Source organism: Priestia sp. MDV22-iso46, from assembly GCF_058629175.1.
On record NZ_JBZVWT010000001.1, the window covers coordinates 1,384,209 to 1,399,461 of the forward strand.

The following is a 15,253-nucleotide window of genomic DNA, read 5'->3' on the forward strand; positions in this document are numbered from 1 at the left end:
AATAGCAGTTCTTATTTAAATGAATCAAGTTCCGCAGTACGTTTGATAAGGCTGATTAGACGGAGCAGACGGTGTACAATACTCTGGCTGACCCGGAGATTCATATGGGCTAGAAAGCACTTCAAGAAGGGTTTCCATCACGCTGTAGTCTTCTTTTTGTGCTGCGTCTAACGCTTCTTCCACTCGGTGATTTCGAGGAATGACAGCCGGATTATTATTTTTCATAAGCTCTTGTGACTCCGCTTTAGATTGTTGTTGTCTACCTAGTCTTTTCTGCCATAGCTCATGCCACTGTGCAAACTCTTTGCTTTTAAACAGATCACTATTTTCTAGCTTATCGAAAGTTAATGCACGAAACGTATTTGTATAGTCAGCTTCATAGGTTTTCATTATTGTAAGAAGCTCTTGGAATAATGCTTCATCTTCTTTTTCTTCGTTAAAAAGCCCAAGTTTAGCCTGCATACCTGCCAGCCAGTTTTCCCGATAGAATTTTGGAAATTCCGTCACGGCGCTTTGCGCTATTTCAACTGCTTTTTCTATATCTTGATCCAATAGCGGTAATAAAGCCTCAGCAAACCTCGCAAGATTCCACCCTGTAATGCCTGGTTGATTTTGATAAGCGTAGCGCCCTTGTACATCAATTGAACTAAATACAGTTTCTGGATCATAGGTATCCATAAATGCACATGGTCCATAATCAATTGTTTCTCCACTAATTGTCATATTATCCGTATTCATGACGCCATGAATAAAACCAATAAGCTGCCATTTGGCAACTAGGGTAGCGTGACGCTTAATCACTTCTTGAAGCAATGATAAATATTTTTTTTCATTCTTTTCTATATGGGGAAAGTGACGTTCTAATGCATAGTCAGCTAAAGCTTGAAGGTTTTCGACCGTTCCCCATTTTGCAGCGAACTGAAATGTGCCAAAACGAAGGTGACTGGAAGCTACACGCGTCAAAATCGCCCCCGGCAGTTCTTTTTCACGAACAATGGATTCGCCTGTTGTTACGACTGCTAGGCTCCGAGTAGTCGGAATACCAAGAGCATGCATGGCCTCACTAATAATATACTCACGCAGCATAGGTCCTAGAGCTGCACGACCGTCTCCTCCGCGGGAATACGGAGTTCGGCCTGAGCCTTTAAGCTGAAGATCTACTTTCTCACCCGAAGGCGTAACTTGCTCCCCTATCAGCATAGCCCGGCCGTCTCCTAGCATGTTAAAGTGACCAAATTGATGCCCCCCATAAGCTTGTGCAAGCGGGAAAGCACCTTTTGGGACACTGTTTCCAGCCAAAATGCTAACTCCTTCTGGGCTTTGCAGCTGTTCTTTTTGTAACCCTAGAGATGCGGCTAAAGAGTCGTTAAATTTAACTATTTTAGGTGAACTCACTGGATTAGGATCAAGAGGCGTAAAAAAGATGTTTGGTAACTCCGCATAGCTATTACGTAAATTCCATCCTGTTTCTTTTTGATTAGTCATCGTATCTCCTTTTCTTTTTGTGTCTTAAAACATAATTCTTTCTTTACTGATCGTTGTTTTATAAGCGCAGTAGCCCTTCTCTGTCCTACTTTCTTCTGGGCATCTTAGAGCAGGACAGTTTCTCTTTCATTCATTATCTCTTTTACTATTATATCGTATTTGCTCGTACTTTTAATCTAAAGTGCCTTATCCATTTATATACCTCCACTTTGTTGACGGGCTATTAAATGCTCAAAAAAGAAGAAGTATTAATATACTTCTTCCTCTGTATTTTACCCCCAAATATCTTTTAAATTCCAATACGTTAACTCTTTTACGATTACGTTTCCTCCTTCAGTAAATAACTCAATTCCGAACCTGCTTTCTTTTGGATAAATACGGCTCGTCATGGTCGCTTGTCCTTCGTTTGCAAATACTTCAACGGAAGAACGGTCCACAAATATTCGTAAAGCTAGTGTCTCACCTGCTTGTAACGCTACTTTCCTCACTCCATCTTCTTTTCCCGAGTAAGTACAGTCAAGCAATAGCTTTTGCTCATTAAGGTTGTAACACATAAGCGTTTCTTCGTTGTTTATTCCACGAATTTTTATTCCTACCGATGAAGCTTGGCAGTCCGCTAAATCAAATACAGCTTGTATCTCTAGCAAGTCTTCATTTACTTCTACTACATAGCTGTTAGAAAGAGCTTTATTGGTTAGCATATTATACTGAGTTTTCCGAAGTGATGTAAGCTCTTGGACGGGGTTCATTAACACTTTATCCTCTCTTAAAGTTAGTTCTCTCGGAAGCGTTAGCGCACCGCACCATCCATCCTCTTTCGTTGGCATATTAGCTTCCCACATGTCCATCCAGCCAATTGCAATTCGCCGCCCTTTATCATCTAAAAGCGTTTGAACAGCATAAAAATCGTGGCCGTAATCTAATTCAGTAAATGACCCATGATGAAATGTATTGGTTTCATAATTATATTCTCCAACTAAATATCCTGTTTGGAAAAGGTTGTGATAAGAATCACCTTTTGCTTCTATCCCTTGAGGAGAAATCATTAACACATGCTTTCCGTCTAACTCAAAGAAGTCTGGGCACTCCCACATATACCCTAGATCTCCATCGCTTTTAGCAAGAACACCAACATATTCCCATTTTCGTAGATTTGAAGATCGGTATAAGATAACACGTCCCTCTTTTTTCTTTGTTGAGTTTCCTAGAATCATATACCAGAAATCTTCGTGCTTCCATACTTTAGGATCCCGAAAATGATGAGAGCTATCTGCTGGAGGCTCAGCAATAACTGGGTTGGTCTCTGCTTTTTCAAAGGTAATGCCGTCTTTACTAACAGCTATATTTTGGTTTTGAAAAAAAGTATCCAGCTCTTTGTCTATATAATTATGTCCTGTATAAATTAACGTAAGCTCTCCTTCGTTATCCACGGCACTTCCAGAAAAACATCCATCTTTATCAAATGTATCTCCAGGAGCTAAAGCAATCGGTAAATGCTGCCAATGAACAAGATCTTTGCTTTTGACATGTCCCCAATGCATCGGTCCCCAATTCTTGTCATATGGATGATGTTGATAAAAAACATGATATTCTCCTTTATACTGAACCAACCCATTCGGATCATTAATCCAGTTCGCTGGCGCCATAATATGATACCCTAACCGGTATTGATAATTTACCTTTTCTCTGCTTCATTTAATGAATGTTGAGCTTGTTCGATTTTATTTATCGTTAACATCATCATATCCCCCTATATAATCTGCGTTTTTTCTTGTACATCTTTTCTTATAAACTTGTGTTTTTTAGAGTTTAGTAGTGTAAACATCGAAATAACGTTAAATACCAAAACCATACCTCCCATAATTAAATAGGTACGGGAAAAACCTACGCTATCATATAATCCTCCGGCTATAGGTGAAAGAACTGAAGCACCTATTTGTGAAGCGAATTGGAATCCAACCAAATAAAGTATAGAAGATAGGCGCGTGTCAAAGTTAGCTGCCAAATATTTAAAGATGGCAATGAGCATAATAGGAAGTTCTAATGCATGAATAAGTTTCATCGAAGATATTCCAATTGGACCAACAACAAGCCCTGACCCAATAATACGAAACCCCATTAGAAATCCTGCTAAAATTAAACTATTTTTTGCACCGATCTTATTTACAATAAACGGTGCTGCGAACATCATTCCAGCTTCTAAAAATACTTGAAACGAATTTAAGTAGCCAAATACTTGGTTACCTATCGATTCAGTAGGAAACAAAGATGCATAATAGATAGGAAATTGCTGATCGTATCCCCCATACACGCACGTAACGCCAACAACATAAATCATAAAAAACCAAAATTCCTTCAATAAGAATAAATTACCTACATCTCTCAGCGTGACGGATTCAGCTTTTTCCATTTCATAGCTGCTCATTTCTACTTTTACAGAAAAAATAATAGCCATTAGGATAACCGCTGAAACAGACGCCACCCAAAAGTTAATATGGGGATTAATATTAAATAGTTGTCCTGCAAAAAATGTAGCTGCAGCCCAGCCTAATGACCCCCACATTCTAGATTTTCCGTACTCAAATTTATATTTTCGGCTGACTTTCTCTATGTATGTTTCAATCGCTCCGATGCCCGCCAAAAACGCTACTCCTAAATATAAGCCTCCAATAATAGCTCCTATCAACACATTGTATTGAAGCAAAGGTCCATAAACAAAAATATAAAATGGTCCTACAAACACTAAAAGACAGCTAATAAAAAATAAAATATGTTTCTTTAAACCTATCCTGTCAGATATATATCCGTACAAAGGCTGCATACACAAAGCAAAGATAGCGTTTACAGAAAAGATTAAGCCTGTAGCTGATCCGTTCAACTTAATCTCTTGCCCTAACCAGATAGAAAATAAAGAGTAGCTAGACGACCACGTAAAAAAGAAGAAGAAAAAATATGCACTCAGCTTCCAATATAAACTTTTTGAACTTTTCATTTTAGTTACCCCTTTAGCTTAAGATATAAAATCTTTTATCTAACAAAATGAAAGCACTTTCAATTTGATTTTATGTCAACCGGTTTCATACTTTATATTGCAAAAAGATTGTATTAGGTGTAAAAGTGGGCTTTGTGGTATGTTTAAATTGTTTAATAAACCGTTTACAATTCTTACATAGATTTTTATCGATTAAAATAAAACGTAACGACTGGAAAGCTGCTTGCTTGATTGCATTTATTTTAAGACTTTTACATGTCTGATATATACTATAAAAGCAATGCTTTGGAGAAATTAGGAGGAAACTAGATGAAAGCCAAAATTAGTGATGTAGCAAAAATTGCAGGTGTTTCACCGACTACCGTTTCTCGTGTATTAAATAACCGTGGTTACATAAGCAAAGAAACGCGAGAAAATGTTTATAAAGCAATGAAAGAAATTAATTATTTCCCAAATGATATTGCGCGTTCATTATTTAATAAGCGAACAAATTTAATCGGTATGATTGTCCCGCAAACGAGCAACCCTTTTTTCGGAGAGTTAGCCTTTCACATTGAAAGTATATGTGCTTCTCTTAACTACAAAGTACTTCTTTGTAACAGTCTTAATCGAATTGATAAAGAAAAAAAATATGTAGAGATGCTCATTAGAAATCAGGTAGATGGTGTTATTGCCGTTACTTATAATAGAGGTATTTTTGATTCAGAAAGTCAAAGTCTTCCTGTGGTAGCAGTGGATCATTATTTATCGAAAGATATTCCTACCGTATCTTCTGATAACTATTCTGGAGGAAAACAAGCCACGGAATTGCTCATTTCAAAAGGTTGTAAGCATATTGTTCATATTAACGGCCCCCTTAAACTTGAAACTCCAGCTAACTTAAGAAGGAAAGCTTATGAAAACGTGATGAAAAAGGACGGAAAACAGCCTATCACGTATGAAATTTCAAATACCTTTGACCGCAACATTCAGCGAGAAACTATTTCTAAGGTTTTCGAAGAGCATCCGGAAGTAGATGGTATTTTTGCAAGTGATGACTTACTTGCAGCTTTAGTAGTTGCGGAAGCACAAAAAAGAGGAAAAAACATCCCAAGAGATTTAAAAATCGTGGGCTATGACGGAACGGAGGCCAGTCAGACTTTGTTACCTGGTCTAACTACAGTTCAACAGCCCATTGAATCGATTGCTCAAACAGCCATTGATATTTTACTAAAAGAAATTGAAGGAGAATTCAGCAATATACCTCGTGAAATCTGCCTTCCCGTTAAGCTTCTAGAGGGACAAACAACGTAAAAATACGTTTTTTATAAAATAAATATCAGTTTGTTGCATATTCTTCTTCCTTTGTTCACACCTTAACGTTACAGAAAGGAGTTGAATACAATGGCAAACAACAAAAGCAGCAATAATAATGAATTATTAGTATACGGAGCTGAACAAGCAATCGATCAAATGAAATATGAAATCGCTAGCGAGTTCGGAGTAAATTTAGGAGCTGACACTACTGCACGTGCAAACGGATCAGTAGGCGGCGAAATCACAAAACGTCTTGTACAATTAGCTGAGCAACAACTTGGCGGCGGACGTTTCTAAGACAATTTCATACACACCATGACTTAAGGAAGAATGGATATCCATTCTTCCTTTTCATATATTTACTTTCCATCTTTATATAAAAATTATTATTCTTCCTCCTCTTTACTGACTGATTTTGTTTTTCCTTTCTTTAGTACAGCGCTGATTCCTAAACAACAGACAGCTGCTATCCATCCGGAGATGAGAAAATAAACGGAAGTATTTGCAAAGAGTGTGCCTATTAAAATAAACAGGCCTCCGAGAATAATAAAAAAGACGTGACCCTCACCATTTCTTTTCACCTTCATCACCTCTCCCTACCTATACAAACAAATGTTCAGATACAAAAGAAACTTCTTGATAAACAAGAAGTTTTCTTCGTGCGTTCCTTTTTAAATAAAAAGTAAAGGTGTTTTCTTTTTATTTATTCAACGAAACCCCTCAATATTCTTCTCAATTACATGCTATTCAATAATTTCTGCGGTTTTATACTCTTTCATAAATACATCAATGACATCTCCTGCTTCTTCGTTCTCCTCCTCCATTTGAACGAGTATTTCGTTTTGTGCATTTACCGAAAGGATTCTGACATCCGACATTCGGTTTATATCCAGCTGCAGTTCCAAATCTCGGGCAACTTCATCAGCTTTTAGTGAATCTTTAATAATATATCTGTGGCTTCTCATAACATTCGCTCCCTTTACGTTATATGAACGAATATAGTTTATCCAAACTATCAGCGTACAATGACATTTTTCTTGTATCTTTCATTTAAACAAAACAAAAAAACGGCTTTTCTCAGCCGTTTTTTTGTTTTGCCTTTCACTTATGAAAAAGCATATTTATTTCTTTATTTGACCGTTCTCTGTATCAGGTATCATACGCTTATTTATTCCGAATGCGTAAAAACTAATGACAACAAGAGCGAGGAAAATAACCCCTACAATAAGTGAAATACGCGTTTCATCATTAAACCACATGCCTACAAGCACCATAAGTAAAAAAGCAATAGTTATATAGTTTGTTACAGGCGCAAAAGGCATTTTGAAAGGATGACTGTTCATTTCAGCACCTTTAGCTTTACGGAAACGAATTTGGCTGATAAGAATAATGAACCAAGGAATCATTCCTGGAAGCACGCTAGCGCTGTATACATAAACAAATACATTCGGTGGAGCGATGTAGTTTAAAATAACGCCAATTACTAACCCAATCATAACAGCGAGTGTGCTGTAAATTGGAACACCGTTACGAGAAATTTTCGTAAAGAATTTAGGTGCTTGACCGTTTACACCAAGCGTATAAAGCATGCGTCCTGCACTAAAAATTCCACTATTACAGCCTGACATCGCTGCTGTAATAACTACAAAGTTAATGATACCTGCAGCTGCTGTAACGCCAACTTTAGCAAATGTAGATACAAATGGACTTCCTAAAGAATCTAACTCATTCCACGGATATACCGTCACGATGACAAAAATTGCTCCAATATAAAAAATTAAGATTCGCCAAATGATGCTTTGAATTGCGCTTGTTAACGTTTTTTTAGGATCTTTTGCTTCACCAGCTGTAATACCAATTAGCTCGACTCCTTGATAAGCTGCAATAACAAGAGATAGCGCAAAGAAAAAGCCTGACCATCCACCTGCAAAGAAGCCGCCGTGTGCCCAAAGGTTTGATAACCCGATTGCGTCTCCGCCATTTCCAAATCCAAAGAAAATTAACCCAAGTCCTGCGATAATCATTAAAATAATTGTTACAATCTTAATCATCGCAAACCAAAATTCAAACTCTCCAAATGATTTTACTGAAATTAAGTTTGCTGTGCCTAAAATCACCATGGCGATAATACCAGGCACCCAAGCTGGTAAATGGGGAAACCAGTAATGCATATATGCTCCTACCGCTATAATTTCAGACATACCTACGATTACAAATTGAAACCAGTTGCTCCACGCAGCCATATAACCTGCTAATGGATGAATATATTTGTGGCCAAATGTAGCGAATGAACCTGTGCTTGGTTCCATGTACAGCATTTCGCCCATGGCACGCATAATAAAGAAAATAAACATTCCGCAGATTGCGTAAGCAAGCAATACCGATGGACCTGTCCATTGGATGGTGCTTGCTGATCCCATAAATAATCCAACGCCAATTGTTCCGCCTAGCGCGATCATTTGAATGTGACGGGATTCTAAGCCTCTTTTTAGCTCTTTGTCTGCCATTCCATTTCCTCCTCCTAAACTTGTTATAGCTCTGTTAGGAAAGATACTTTTTGTGTCTGATGGAACAGCTATCGTTTTCAAAACCTTCCATTTTTACCCAGTACCTTTACGACTAAACTATTTTTTCTATTTTTAGCTATTCGACTGTATAATTACTTATTTTATAATAATGAATTTCCCTCAGAAATACAATTGTTTTTTTCAGAAAAACACTCAAGTAAACCATTTACCTTTGTTAAATCAATCATCTCAGTGAAATAGTTTTTTATTTCAGTATAATTTAAATTTTATGAATATTAAAAATAAATACGATCGTAGGATAGGCATAGCATACTGGAACACTCTATTTCTTAAGAATAACGAAATGAAACCGCTACTTAATCGAAAAAATTCCTTTCTTCTACTTTTACGTTTTTTCTTTCTCTTCTTAGGGAAAGTATCCATAGAAAATAGAGATGAGGAGGGATTTTTTCATGTGGCAAGCTGCGATGTGGGGCGGAATTTCAGGATCAGCTGTCCTTCTTGGTGCTTTAGCAGCAGTTTTTTTGCCTATCGGCAAAAAGATAATTGGTTATATTATGGCTTTTGGGACAGGTGTATTAATCGGAGCATCTACCTATGAGCTGCTTGGAGACTCGGTTCATAACGGTGGTTTAAAAGCTACTTCCCTTGGTTTTCTTGCCGGGGCTGTCGTTTTTACTTTTTTAGACTATCTAATTTCACGTCAAGGAGCGAATAAAAGAAAGAGGTCTACCAAACAAATGGCTGCGAATAGTTCTGGAATTGCTATATTTATAGGAACCGTAATGGATGCAATCCCAGAGTCCATTATGATTGGAGCTAGCTTAATTGAAAATGCAACCGTTAGCTGGCTTCTAGTTATCGCTATTTTTATAAGTAATATTCCTGAAGGACTGTCAAGTACGACCGGTCTAGTGAAAAGCGGATTCTCTAAAAAGAAAATTTTTTTACTATGGGCAGCTGTTTTGTTCATTTCAGCTTTTAGTTCATGGACAGGCTTTGTTTTTTTAGACCATGCATCTGAGACACTTATGGCTGCTATTGCTGCTTTTGCCGGCGGTGGTATTATTGCTATGGTAGGTTCTACAATGATGCCAGAGGCCTATGAAGAAGGAGGTTCTATTACGGGATTAATTGCTGCACTTGGATTACTTGCTTCACTGATACTGGATCATTTTTCTTAATCGTCTTCATACTACTTCTATCGTTTCCAAGTAGAAAGCAGAAAGCCTTCTACTTGGAGACATTTATCCTAATCACATTATTATGAATGTGTCTTCTTAATAAGTAAAATCGTAGTTTTCTTTTATTTCCCGAGTAAAAGCTTTCCAATCCGTAGCTTCAAATTCTGCATTGCGTGCTTTTAACTCTTTTTCCATTCCTTGAATCTCTTGAACAGCTTCTATAGTTCTTTCACTTCCTGGCCCTACTCTCCAAATTAATTCTTTGTATTCTTGTATTTTCTGTCGCAGCGATGCGTTATCCATTTCTACATATTTTGACATGTTTCTAAGCTCCTTTTTCTTATTTCTATTAACCATATCATATTTCATATAAATTTTTTTAAGATTAATTTTAACTTAATAAATACTACTATACAGGGCTTCGTGGTCTGATAATTTTGAGAAAAATCTAATTTTTAGAAAAAATATAAAATAACCAGTTTAATCCTTTTTTGACCGGGAAGACAGACTATGAATTCAAATTTATTAGGAGGGATGCAAGATGGCAACTAATAAAAAGAATGAAAAAATGAGCCGTGAAGAAGCAGGAAGAAAAGGTGGAAAAGCTACTTCCAAAAATCATGACAAAGAGTTTTACCAAGAAATTGGTGAAAAAGGCGGAGAAGCTACTTCCAAAAATCAAGGTAAAGAATTTTACGAGGAAATTGGAAAAAAAGGCGGCAGATCCAGCAGCAGCCAGCGTAATAATTAACTAGTATTAACTAGTATTTGAAGTATATAAACAGCTCGAAGAAGAAAAGTTCCTTATAGTATAAGCCACAGGAACTTTTCTTCTTCTAACTAATCTTCTCCATCTCTTTATGGTAATGGGCTAACGATTGATCTTTTATGGATGAGAATAGCTCTGAATTAATAAAAGGAATCAATTTCTTTCCTATCTCCCAAGCATTACATTCAATTTGATACAAAAGACCTATATCTTCTGTCTGATCAAATTTTGCACTCAAAGATAAAAGGTCTTCATCTAGCGCATGACCTAATTCGTGAGCTAAAATAATCCATTGATAAGATTCTAAACACTCATTTGAACCAAACAAGTGCCGACACTGTATTTTAATATCTTTTTCATATAAAAAAATAGAATGCGTGCTAGGAACGTACTTTCCGCCTACACACCGCGTTCCAGGAAACTCATCTTCAATAACTAGCTTTATTGTTGGATCTACTCCATGAACAAAATCATGTAAATTCATAAAATCCCCCACTTCTTTTCTCCAAACTTTAATTTTTTCCCAAAAATACATGTACAGGTTTACCATTATACATACGTTTATCTAAAATAACGTATGTATGATTTTTTTTCAATATGTACACAGCTATACATAAAAAAAGCAAGCATGGCTGCTTGCTTTTTTATGTATTAAAGCGGTGCTTCAACTTTTATATTGCCCACGTATCCTTACAGTTTTATATGTAAAATTTTATTAACGATATCGACTCGAATATTCGAGAATGCTGCGCAGCATTTGACTTGTACTCTGTGATTCATTTGTGCGTTCTTTATATTCAAGAGGGCGACTAGGAGTTGACTTATTTTCTTCTTTATATTGAGAATTTTTGTTTTCTGACACGTTTTTTCACTTCCCTATCTCTATTTTATCCAGAGCAGCTCAAAGCTGCTCTTTTTGTTGTCAATCTTTTATTTGTTATGACGGCTTACCTTTGCTTTTTGAAGCTCATCTGTATGAATATCGTTTGATAAAATACTTTTATTCACATTATCGACAGCAGCTGCACTGCTGCTGACTCCTTGGTTTGTGCTTTTATTTTGTTTACTCATTCCATCCACCTCCATGTGTAACATCTATATCTTATGGAGTTATAAAAAGAAAATAAGAGGTAGTATTAGGAAAATGACCTGCTTTTCTTTTTGCTTGCATCCCTCAAATTGAATAAAAAATAAAATCTCCATATTTAACAGAATGCACCAGAAATAAATGTTCATACTAAGAGTAGAAATTCTGCATATTCATTTTGAAAATATAGGAGGAAATAAGTTTGAGTACAAATAGAAACACACTATCCATTTTTGCTTTAGGCGGCATTAATGAAATAGGAAAAAATATGTATGCGGTTCAATATGATGATGACATCATTGTAATCGACTGCGGCTCTAAATTTCCTGATGAAAGTTTATTAGGAATTGATTTGATTATACCTGATATTACATACTTGCAAGAGAATCGAGAAAAAGTTCGAGCACTGGTTGTTACGCATGGCCATGAAGATCATATTGGAGGTATTCCTTATCTTTTAAAACAGTTGAACCTTCCAATTTATGCAACAAGCCTTACCCTTGGATTAATTGACATTAAACTCCAGGAACATCAATTATCTGCAGAGACGGAGCTTATTGAAATCAACGAAGAGTCAGAAATTACATTAGGCAATATTCCGCTTTCTTTTTTTAAAACGAATCACAGCATTCCAGATTGTCTTGGAATTGTCTTTCATACGCCTGAAGGAGCTGTTGTGCATACCGGGGATTTTAAGTTTGATTTAACTCCTGTTAACGACCAATATCCAGATCTTCATAAAATGGCAAAAATCGGCAGTGAAGGCGTACTGGCTTTAATATCAGAAAGTACAAATGCTGAACGCCCTGGATTTACGCCTTCAGAAAAGCTAGTTGGCAAACATGTAGAAGAAGCTTTTCGTAAAGCAAAGCGAAAAGTAATTATTTCTACTTTCGCCTCCAATGTTAACCGCGTACAGCAAATTGTAGATGCAGCGATTAAAACGAACAGAAAACTTGCGCTGCTAGGAAGAAGCATGGTTAACGTTGTATCAGTTGCGTTAGAGAAAGGGTATTTAACCATTCCTGAAGGGATGCTAATTGAACCTTATGAAGTACATTCACTTGCGCCTGAACAAGTCGCTATTCTCTGCACTGGAAGCCAAGGCGAGCCGATGGCCGCTCTATCTAGATTAGCCAGCGGAAATCATCGACAAGTAGAGATTCTTCCTGAAGACACGGTCATTTTATCAGCAGGGCCTATTCCTGGCAATGAACGTAATATCTCTCGTATTGTCGACAGTCTTTTCACACTCGGGGCTCATGTGATTTATGGTTCAGGAAGCGCAACAGGTATGCACGTATCAGGACATGGCTATCAAGAAGAACTGAAATTAATGGCTACATTGATGAAACCAAAGTACTTTATCCCGATTCACGGTGAGTTTCGAATGCTTCATCACCACAGCTTATTAGCAGAATCTGTAGGGGTGGAAAAAGAGAACATTTTTATTATAAATAACGGTGATATTGTTGACATCAAGGGCGGAACAGCTGTTCAAACAAGAAAAATCCCTGCAGGCAATGTATATGTAGATGGGTTTGGCATTGGAGATGTTGGCAACGCGATTTTACGTGACCGCAAACAGCTTTCAGAAGATGGTATGCTGGTTATTGTTGTTACTCTGAATAAAGCGGAAGGGAAAATTGTGTCTGGTCCAGATACCATTTCACGAGGCTTTGTTTATACAAGAGATTCAGAGCAGTTATTGAAAGATGTTAATCGACAAGTGACTAAAATTGTAAATCAATTACAAAAAACTCATGTTCACCAATGGAGCATTATGAAAAAAGAAATCAAGACAACGCTTGGCCAATTTTTATATAACCAAACCAAAAGAAGACCTATGATCCTTCCCATCATTATTGAAGTTTGATTACTCAAGTAAAACTGCCTTAGTCCCCACTAAGGCAGTTTTACTTTATAAATCCGAAGCTTAGCCCAAAGTTAGAAGTCGCCCTTTATAGTTTATGAATAGGCACTCCCTTTATATGTATGGTTAAAAGTGTTAGGTGTATTTCTTCTTTTTTATCCCATTCTATAAGAGAGATATTTCACCGTGAATATCTTGTGAAAGTATCCTATCCTTGAGGTGATTATGATGAATGATAAAAATCAAGTAGATCAGCATTCAGAACTATTCCGCCACAACTGGACGAGACCGAAGCGTTCAAAGTCCCAAGTAAATGGACATACAGAGATGTCTCAAACGAACATCATCTTGCGAAGTAATGCAAAAGCTCATCGTTGGTAAGGATACACTTCAACAAAAAAAGACGCGAACGCGTCTTTTTTTTATTATTGGCCGTCTGCTCCGCTTTGAGTTATCTTGCGAATATGACCATCTTCATAATTATTTTCTCGTAGCGCTTTTGCTTTGTCATCTACTATTTGTTTTTGATCTACTTGTGAAGAAGGAGTCTGCTTGTTTTTTGGCATAATCATAACCACCTTTTATTTTTGTAATTGTACAACGTGCATAGTGTCCCTCATAAGGATTAAATATATGTTAGCTAGTGGCTTCTTCTTCTTTCCACTTATGGCGCAGTTTTAAAATAACGAGGCTTATAACAATTAAAAAGCCTAAGCTTGCAAAGAAACCTGGCCTGCTTGCAGATTCTAACAGCGTACCGCTTACTGCAAGCAGGATTAATAAGAGGCCAACAGCTTGTTTTACTTTATCCCAAACGGTTTGTTTGATTAAGCGATGAAAAGAAATTAAAATAAAGAACCAGTTATAAATCAGCATCAGTCCCGCTGCTGTTGTAATGTACTCATAAATTTTCCCGGGCAATAGCAAGGAAAGAACAATAGAAACAACTAATCCCGCTGTTGTTAAAAGTAAAGCCGGTAAAGGAAATTGCAGCTTTTTCTTTTTTTGTTTTGAAAACAATGCAGGAGCATCTCCATCTTCTGAAAGAGTGACAATCATTGTTGTTACAGAAAAGAAAGACGCCGACATTGTTGAAAACCCAGCAACAATCATTGCTCCATTAAAAACATGAGGAAAAAATGGAAGATGGTATGTTTCTAAAGCCGTTATAAATGGACTTTGATTTCCATGAAAATCATGAAATGGCACAATTAAAATAGCTAAACTCAGTGAAACAATATAAATAATTCCAAGGAGAATAAGCATACTTCTTCCCGCTTTCGGTGCGTCTTCCTTTTTTTCTAAACGAACCGTCATGATCCCCATGACTTCGATGCCGCCGAAAGCATAAAAGGCATAAAGCAAAGCGCCCCATAAACCTAAAAACCCGTGAGGAAGTACTTCACTTATCGTTCGCGGCAATCCTTGTTTGGCACCTTGGTCAAGAAATCCAAATAAAGCGAGACTAGCTAATACAATAAACATTAAAATGGCAGCCACTTTTGTAACAGCAAATACATTTTCCATTCGTTCAAAGCCTTTTGTTCCGATTAATACAACAGCAATGCCTAAAACAGCATAAATAGAGGCAAAGACCCACAGTGGAATACCGTCAAACCAAAAACGTGTAAAAAGAGATAAAGCCGTGAGCTGACTCCCCATGATCAGCATCTCTGAACTCCAGTACACCCATCCGCTGCTAAATCCTGCCCATCTTCCATAAGCTTTTTTAGCATAGGAGCGAAACGAACCTTTTTGAGGATCTTGAGCACTCATTTTAGCCAGAGCGTCAAATACAATAAATGTACATACTGCTGCTAGTAAAAAAGCAATTAATACAGAGGGACCCGTGGCTTTTATTGCAATACTTGATCCTAAAAAATAGCCTGTACCGATTATGCACCCTACTCCGATTAAAGACAGCTGCCACCATTTTAATTTCCCTTCAACCTGACTTCCGCAGCCTATTTTCTTTTTCATACTATCACTCCTTACACCTCGATGTAGTGTGTGATAGTTTGAAAAATTTATGCGTAAAA

Annotated in this window: 16 protein-coding genes and 2 pseudogenes; 6 read left to right on the forward strand and 12 right to left on the reverse strand. The window is 37.0% G+C overall.

The genetic code is table 11. From position 1 onward, the window contains the following. Window positions 1-24: 24 nt before the first annotated feature. From AC4NPH_RS07145 to AC4NPH_RS07155, 3 genes and pseudogenes are all read right to left on the reverse strand, one after another. A complete protein-coding gene (locus tag AC4NPH_RS07145; RefSeq protein WP_098197137.1) occupies window positions 25-1,485 on the reverse strand; it encodes a protein adenylyltransferase SelO in 1,461 nt (486 codons plus the stop codon). A 272-nt stretch (window positions 1,486-1,757) separates the two neighbouring features. Then, window positions 1,758-3,214: pseudogene (locus tag AC4NPH_RS07150) on the reverse strand (glycoside hydrolase family 32 protein). Window positions 3,215-3,235: 21 nt separating this feature from the next. Continuing rightward, window positions 3,236-4,477 carry an MFS transporter gene (locus tag AC4NPH_RS07155; RefSeq protein ID WP_098197136.1) on the reverse strand — a complete coding sequence of 414 codons (1,242 nt, stop codon included), beginning with the start codon at window positions 4,475-4,477 and terminating at the stop codon, window positions 3,236-3,238. A gap of 309 nt (window positions 4,478-4,786) precedes the next feature. On the opposite strand from AC4NPH_RS07155, the gene AC4NPH_RS07160 reads away from it, so the two are divergent. Together AC4NPH_RS07160 and AC4NPH_RS07165 are read left to right on the forward strand one after the other, a co-directional pair. Next, window positions 4,787-5,770: a LacI family DNA-binding transcriptional regulator gene (locus AC4NPH_RS07160; protein ID WP_029324231.1), complete on the forward strand. Its 984-nt coding sequence runs from the start codon at window positions 4,787-4,789 to the stop codon at window positions 5,768-5,770. Window positions 5,771-5,860: 90 nt separating this feature from the next. Beyond that, window positions 5,861-6,070 (forward strand): alpha/beta-type small acid-soluble spore protein, encoded by a 210-nt coding sequence (locus tag AC4NPH_RS07165; RefSeq protein WP_013058452.1) that lies wholly within the window; start codon window positions 5,861-5,863, stop codon window positions 6,068-6,070. Window positions 6,071-6,159: 89 nt separating this feature from the next. Here AC4NPH_RS07165 and AC4NPH_RS07170 read toward each other — a convergent pair whose 3' ends face one another. From AC4NPH_RS07170 to AC4NPH_RS07180, 3 genes are all read right to left on the reverse strand, one after another. Beyond that, window positions 6,160-6,360, reverse strand: coding sequence for a hypothetical protein (locus AC4NPH_RS07170; protein WP_013056287.1), 201 nt, complete (start codon window positions 6,358-6,360; stop codon window positions 6,160-6,162). A gap of 156 nt (window positions 6,361-6,516) precedes the next feature. Next, window positions 6,517-6,738 (reverse strand): hypothetical protein, encoded by a 222-nt coding sequence (locus AC4NPH_RS07175; protein ID WP_013056286.1) that lies wholly within the window; start codon window positions 6,736-6,738, stop codon window positions 6,517-6,519. Window positions 6,739-6,894: 156 nt separating this feature from the next. Next, the gene (locus AC4NPH_RS07180) at window positions 6,895-8,280 is read right to left on the reverse strand and encodes an amino acid permease (protein WP_098197135.1); all 1,386 of its coding nucleotides are present in this window, start codon (window positions 8,278-8,280) and stop codon (window positions 6,895-6,897) included. 473 nt (window positions 8,281-8,753) lie between these two features. On the opposite strand from AC4NPH_RS07180, the gene AC4NPH_RS07185 reads away from it, so the two are divergent. Next, window positions 8,754-9,485 carry a ZIP family metal transporter gene (locus AC4NPH_RS07185; RefSeq protein ID WP_013056284.1) on the forward strand — a complete coding sequence of 244 codons (732 nt, stop codon included), beginning with the start codon at window positions 8,754-8,756 and terminating at the stop codon, window positions 9,483-9,485. Between the two features lie 96 nt (window positions 9,486-9,581). Here AC4NPH_RS07185 and AC4NPH_RS07190 read toward each other — a convergent pair whose 3' ends face one another. Further along, window positions 9,582-9,806 carry a hypothetical protein gene (locus tag AC4NPH_RS07190; protein ID WP_013056283.1) on the reverse strand — a complete coding sequence of 75 codons (225 nt, stop codon included), beginning with the start codon at window positions 9,804-9,806 and terminating at the stop codon, window positions 9,582-9,584. A gap of 220 nt (window positions 9,807-10,026) precedes the next feature. On the opposite strand from AC4NPH_RS07190, the pseudogene AC4NPH_RS07195 reads away from it, so the two are divergent. Continuing rightward, a pseudogene (locus AC4NPH_RS07195) lies at window positions 10,027-10,230 on the forward strand (KGG domain-containing protein); the annotation flags it as partial. Window positions 10,231-10,321: 91 nt separating this feature from the next. Here the strand turns inward: AC4NPH_RS07195 and AC4NPH_RS07200 are convergent. The 3 genes from AC4NPH_RS07200 to AC4NPH_RS07210 all read right to left on the reverse strand — a co-directional run bounded on the left by AC4NPH_RS07200 (window position 10,322) and on the right by AC4NPH_RS07210 (window position 11,325). After that, the gene (locus tag AC4NPH_RS07200; protein ID WP_041816660.1) at window positions 10,322-10,738 is read right to left on the reverse strand and encodes a hypothetical protein; all 417 of its coding nucleotides are present in this window, start codon (window positions 10,736-10,738) and stop codon (window positions 10,322-10,324) included. A 231-nt stretch (window positions 10,739-10,969) separates the two neighbouring features. Beyond that, window positions 10,970-11,116 (reverse strand): hypothetical protein, encoded by a 147-nt coding sequence (locus AC4NPH_RS07205; protein WP_155660526.1) that lies wholly within the window; start codon window positions 11,114-11,116, stop codon window positions 10,970-10,972. Window positions 11,117-11,184: 68 nt separating this feature from the next. After that, entirely contained in the window at window positions 11,185-11,325 is a 141-nt protein-coding gene (locus AC4NPH_RS07210; protein ID WP_013056280.1) for a hypothetical protein, read from the reverse strand. A gap of 218 nt (window positions 11,326-11,543) precedes the next feature. Here AC4NPH_RS07210 and AC4NPH_RS07215 point away from each other — a divergent pair, with 218 nt between their 5' ends. Both AC4NPH_RS07215 and AC4NPH_RS07220 read left to right on the forward strand, forming a co-directional pair. Then, entirely contained in the window at window positions 11,544-13,217 is a 1,674-nt protein-coding gene (locus AC4NPH_RS07215; protein WP_013056279.1) for a ribonuclease J, read from the forward strand. Between the two features lie 225 nt (window positions 13,218-13,442). Next, a complete protein-coding gene (locus tag AC4NPH_RS07220; RefSeq protein WP_013056278.1) occupies window positions 13,443-13,595 on the forward strand; it encodes a YpzG family protein in 153 nt (50 codons plus the stop codon). Between the two features lie 44 nt (window positions 13,596-13,639). Here the strand turns inward: AC4NPH_RS07220 and AC4NPH_RS07225 are convergent, their stop codons facing one another. Together AC4NPH_RS07225 and AC4NPH_RS07230 are read right to left on the reverse strand one after the other, a co-directional pair. Further along, window positions 13,640-13,780: a hypothetical protein gene (locus AC4NPH_RS07225; RefSeq protein WP_013056277.1), complete on the reverse strand. Its 141-nt coding sequence runs from the start codon at window positions 13,778-13,780 to the stop codon at window positions 13,640-13,642. A gap of 70 nt (window positions 13,781-13,850) precedes the next feature. After that, window positions 13,851-15,194 (reverse strand): amino acid permease, encoded by a 1,344-nt coding sequence (locus AC4NPH_RS07230; protein WP_053487054.1) that lies wholly within the window; start codon window positions 15,192-15,194, stop codon window positions 13,851-13,853. Window positions 15,195-15,253 lie beyond the last annotated feature (59 nt).

Coding starts and splice junctions, on each gene's coding strand:
- AC4NPH_RS07230 (WP_053487054.1), bottom strand. CDS start 15,194: ATGAAAAAGAAAATAGGCTGCGGAAGTCAGGTTGAAGGGAAATTAAAA.
- AC4NPH_RS07160 (WP_029324231.1), top strand. CDS start 4,787: ATGAAAGCCAAAATTAGTGATGTAGCAAAAATTGCAGGTGTTTCACCG.
- AC4NPH_RS07145 (WP_098197137.1), bottom strand. CDS start 1,485: ATGACTAATCAAAAAGAAACAGGATGGAATTTACGTAATAGCTATGCG.
- AC4NPH_RS07180 (WP_098197135.1), bottom strand. CDS start 8,280: ATGGCAGACAAAGAGCTAAAAAGAGGCTTAGAATCCCGTCACATTCAA.
- AC4NPH_RS07165 (WP_013058452.1), top strand. CDS start 5,861: ATGGCAAACAACAAAAGCAGCAATAATAATGAATTATTAGTATACGGA.
- AC4NPH_RS07190 (WP_013056283.1), bottom strand. CDS start 9,806: ATGTCAAAATATGTAGAAATGGATAACGCATCGCTGCGACAGAAAATA.
- AC4NPH_RS07185 (WP_013056284.1), top strand. CDS start 8,754: ATGTGGCAAGCTGCGATGTGGGGCGGAATTTCAGGATCAGCTGTCCTT.
- AC4NPH_RS07155 (WP_098197136.1), bottom strand. CDS start 4,477: ATGAAAAGTTCAAAAAGTTTATATTGGAAGCTGAGTGCATATTTTTTC.
- AC4NPH_RS07175 (WP_013056286.1), bottom strand. CDS start 6,738: ATGAGAAGCCACAGATATATTATTAAAGATTCACTAAAAGCTGATGAA.
- AC4NPH_RS07210 (WP_013056280.1), bottom strand. CDS start 11,325: ATGAGTAAACAAAATAAAAGCACAAACCAAGGAGTCAGCAGCAGTGCA.
- AC4NPH_RS07170 (WP_013056287.1), bottom strand. CDS start 6,360: ATGAAGGTGAAAAGAAATGGTGAGGGTCACGTCTTTTTTATTATTCTC.
- AC4NPH_RS07220 (WP_013056278.1), top strand. CDS start 13,443: ATGAATGATAAAAATCAAGTAGATCAGCATTCAGAACTATTCCGCCAC.
- AC4NPH_RS07225 (WP_013056277.1), bottom strand. CDS start 13,780: ATGCCAAAAAACAAGCAGACTCCTTCTTCACAAGTAGATCAAAAACAA.
- AC4NPH_RS07200 (WP_041816660.1), bottom strand. CDS start 10,738: ATGAATTTACATGATTTTGTTCATGGAGTAGATCCAACAATAAAGCTA.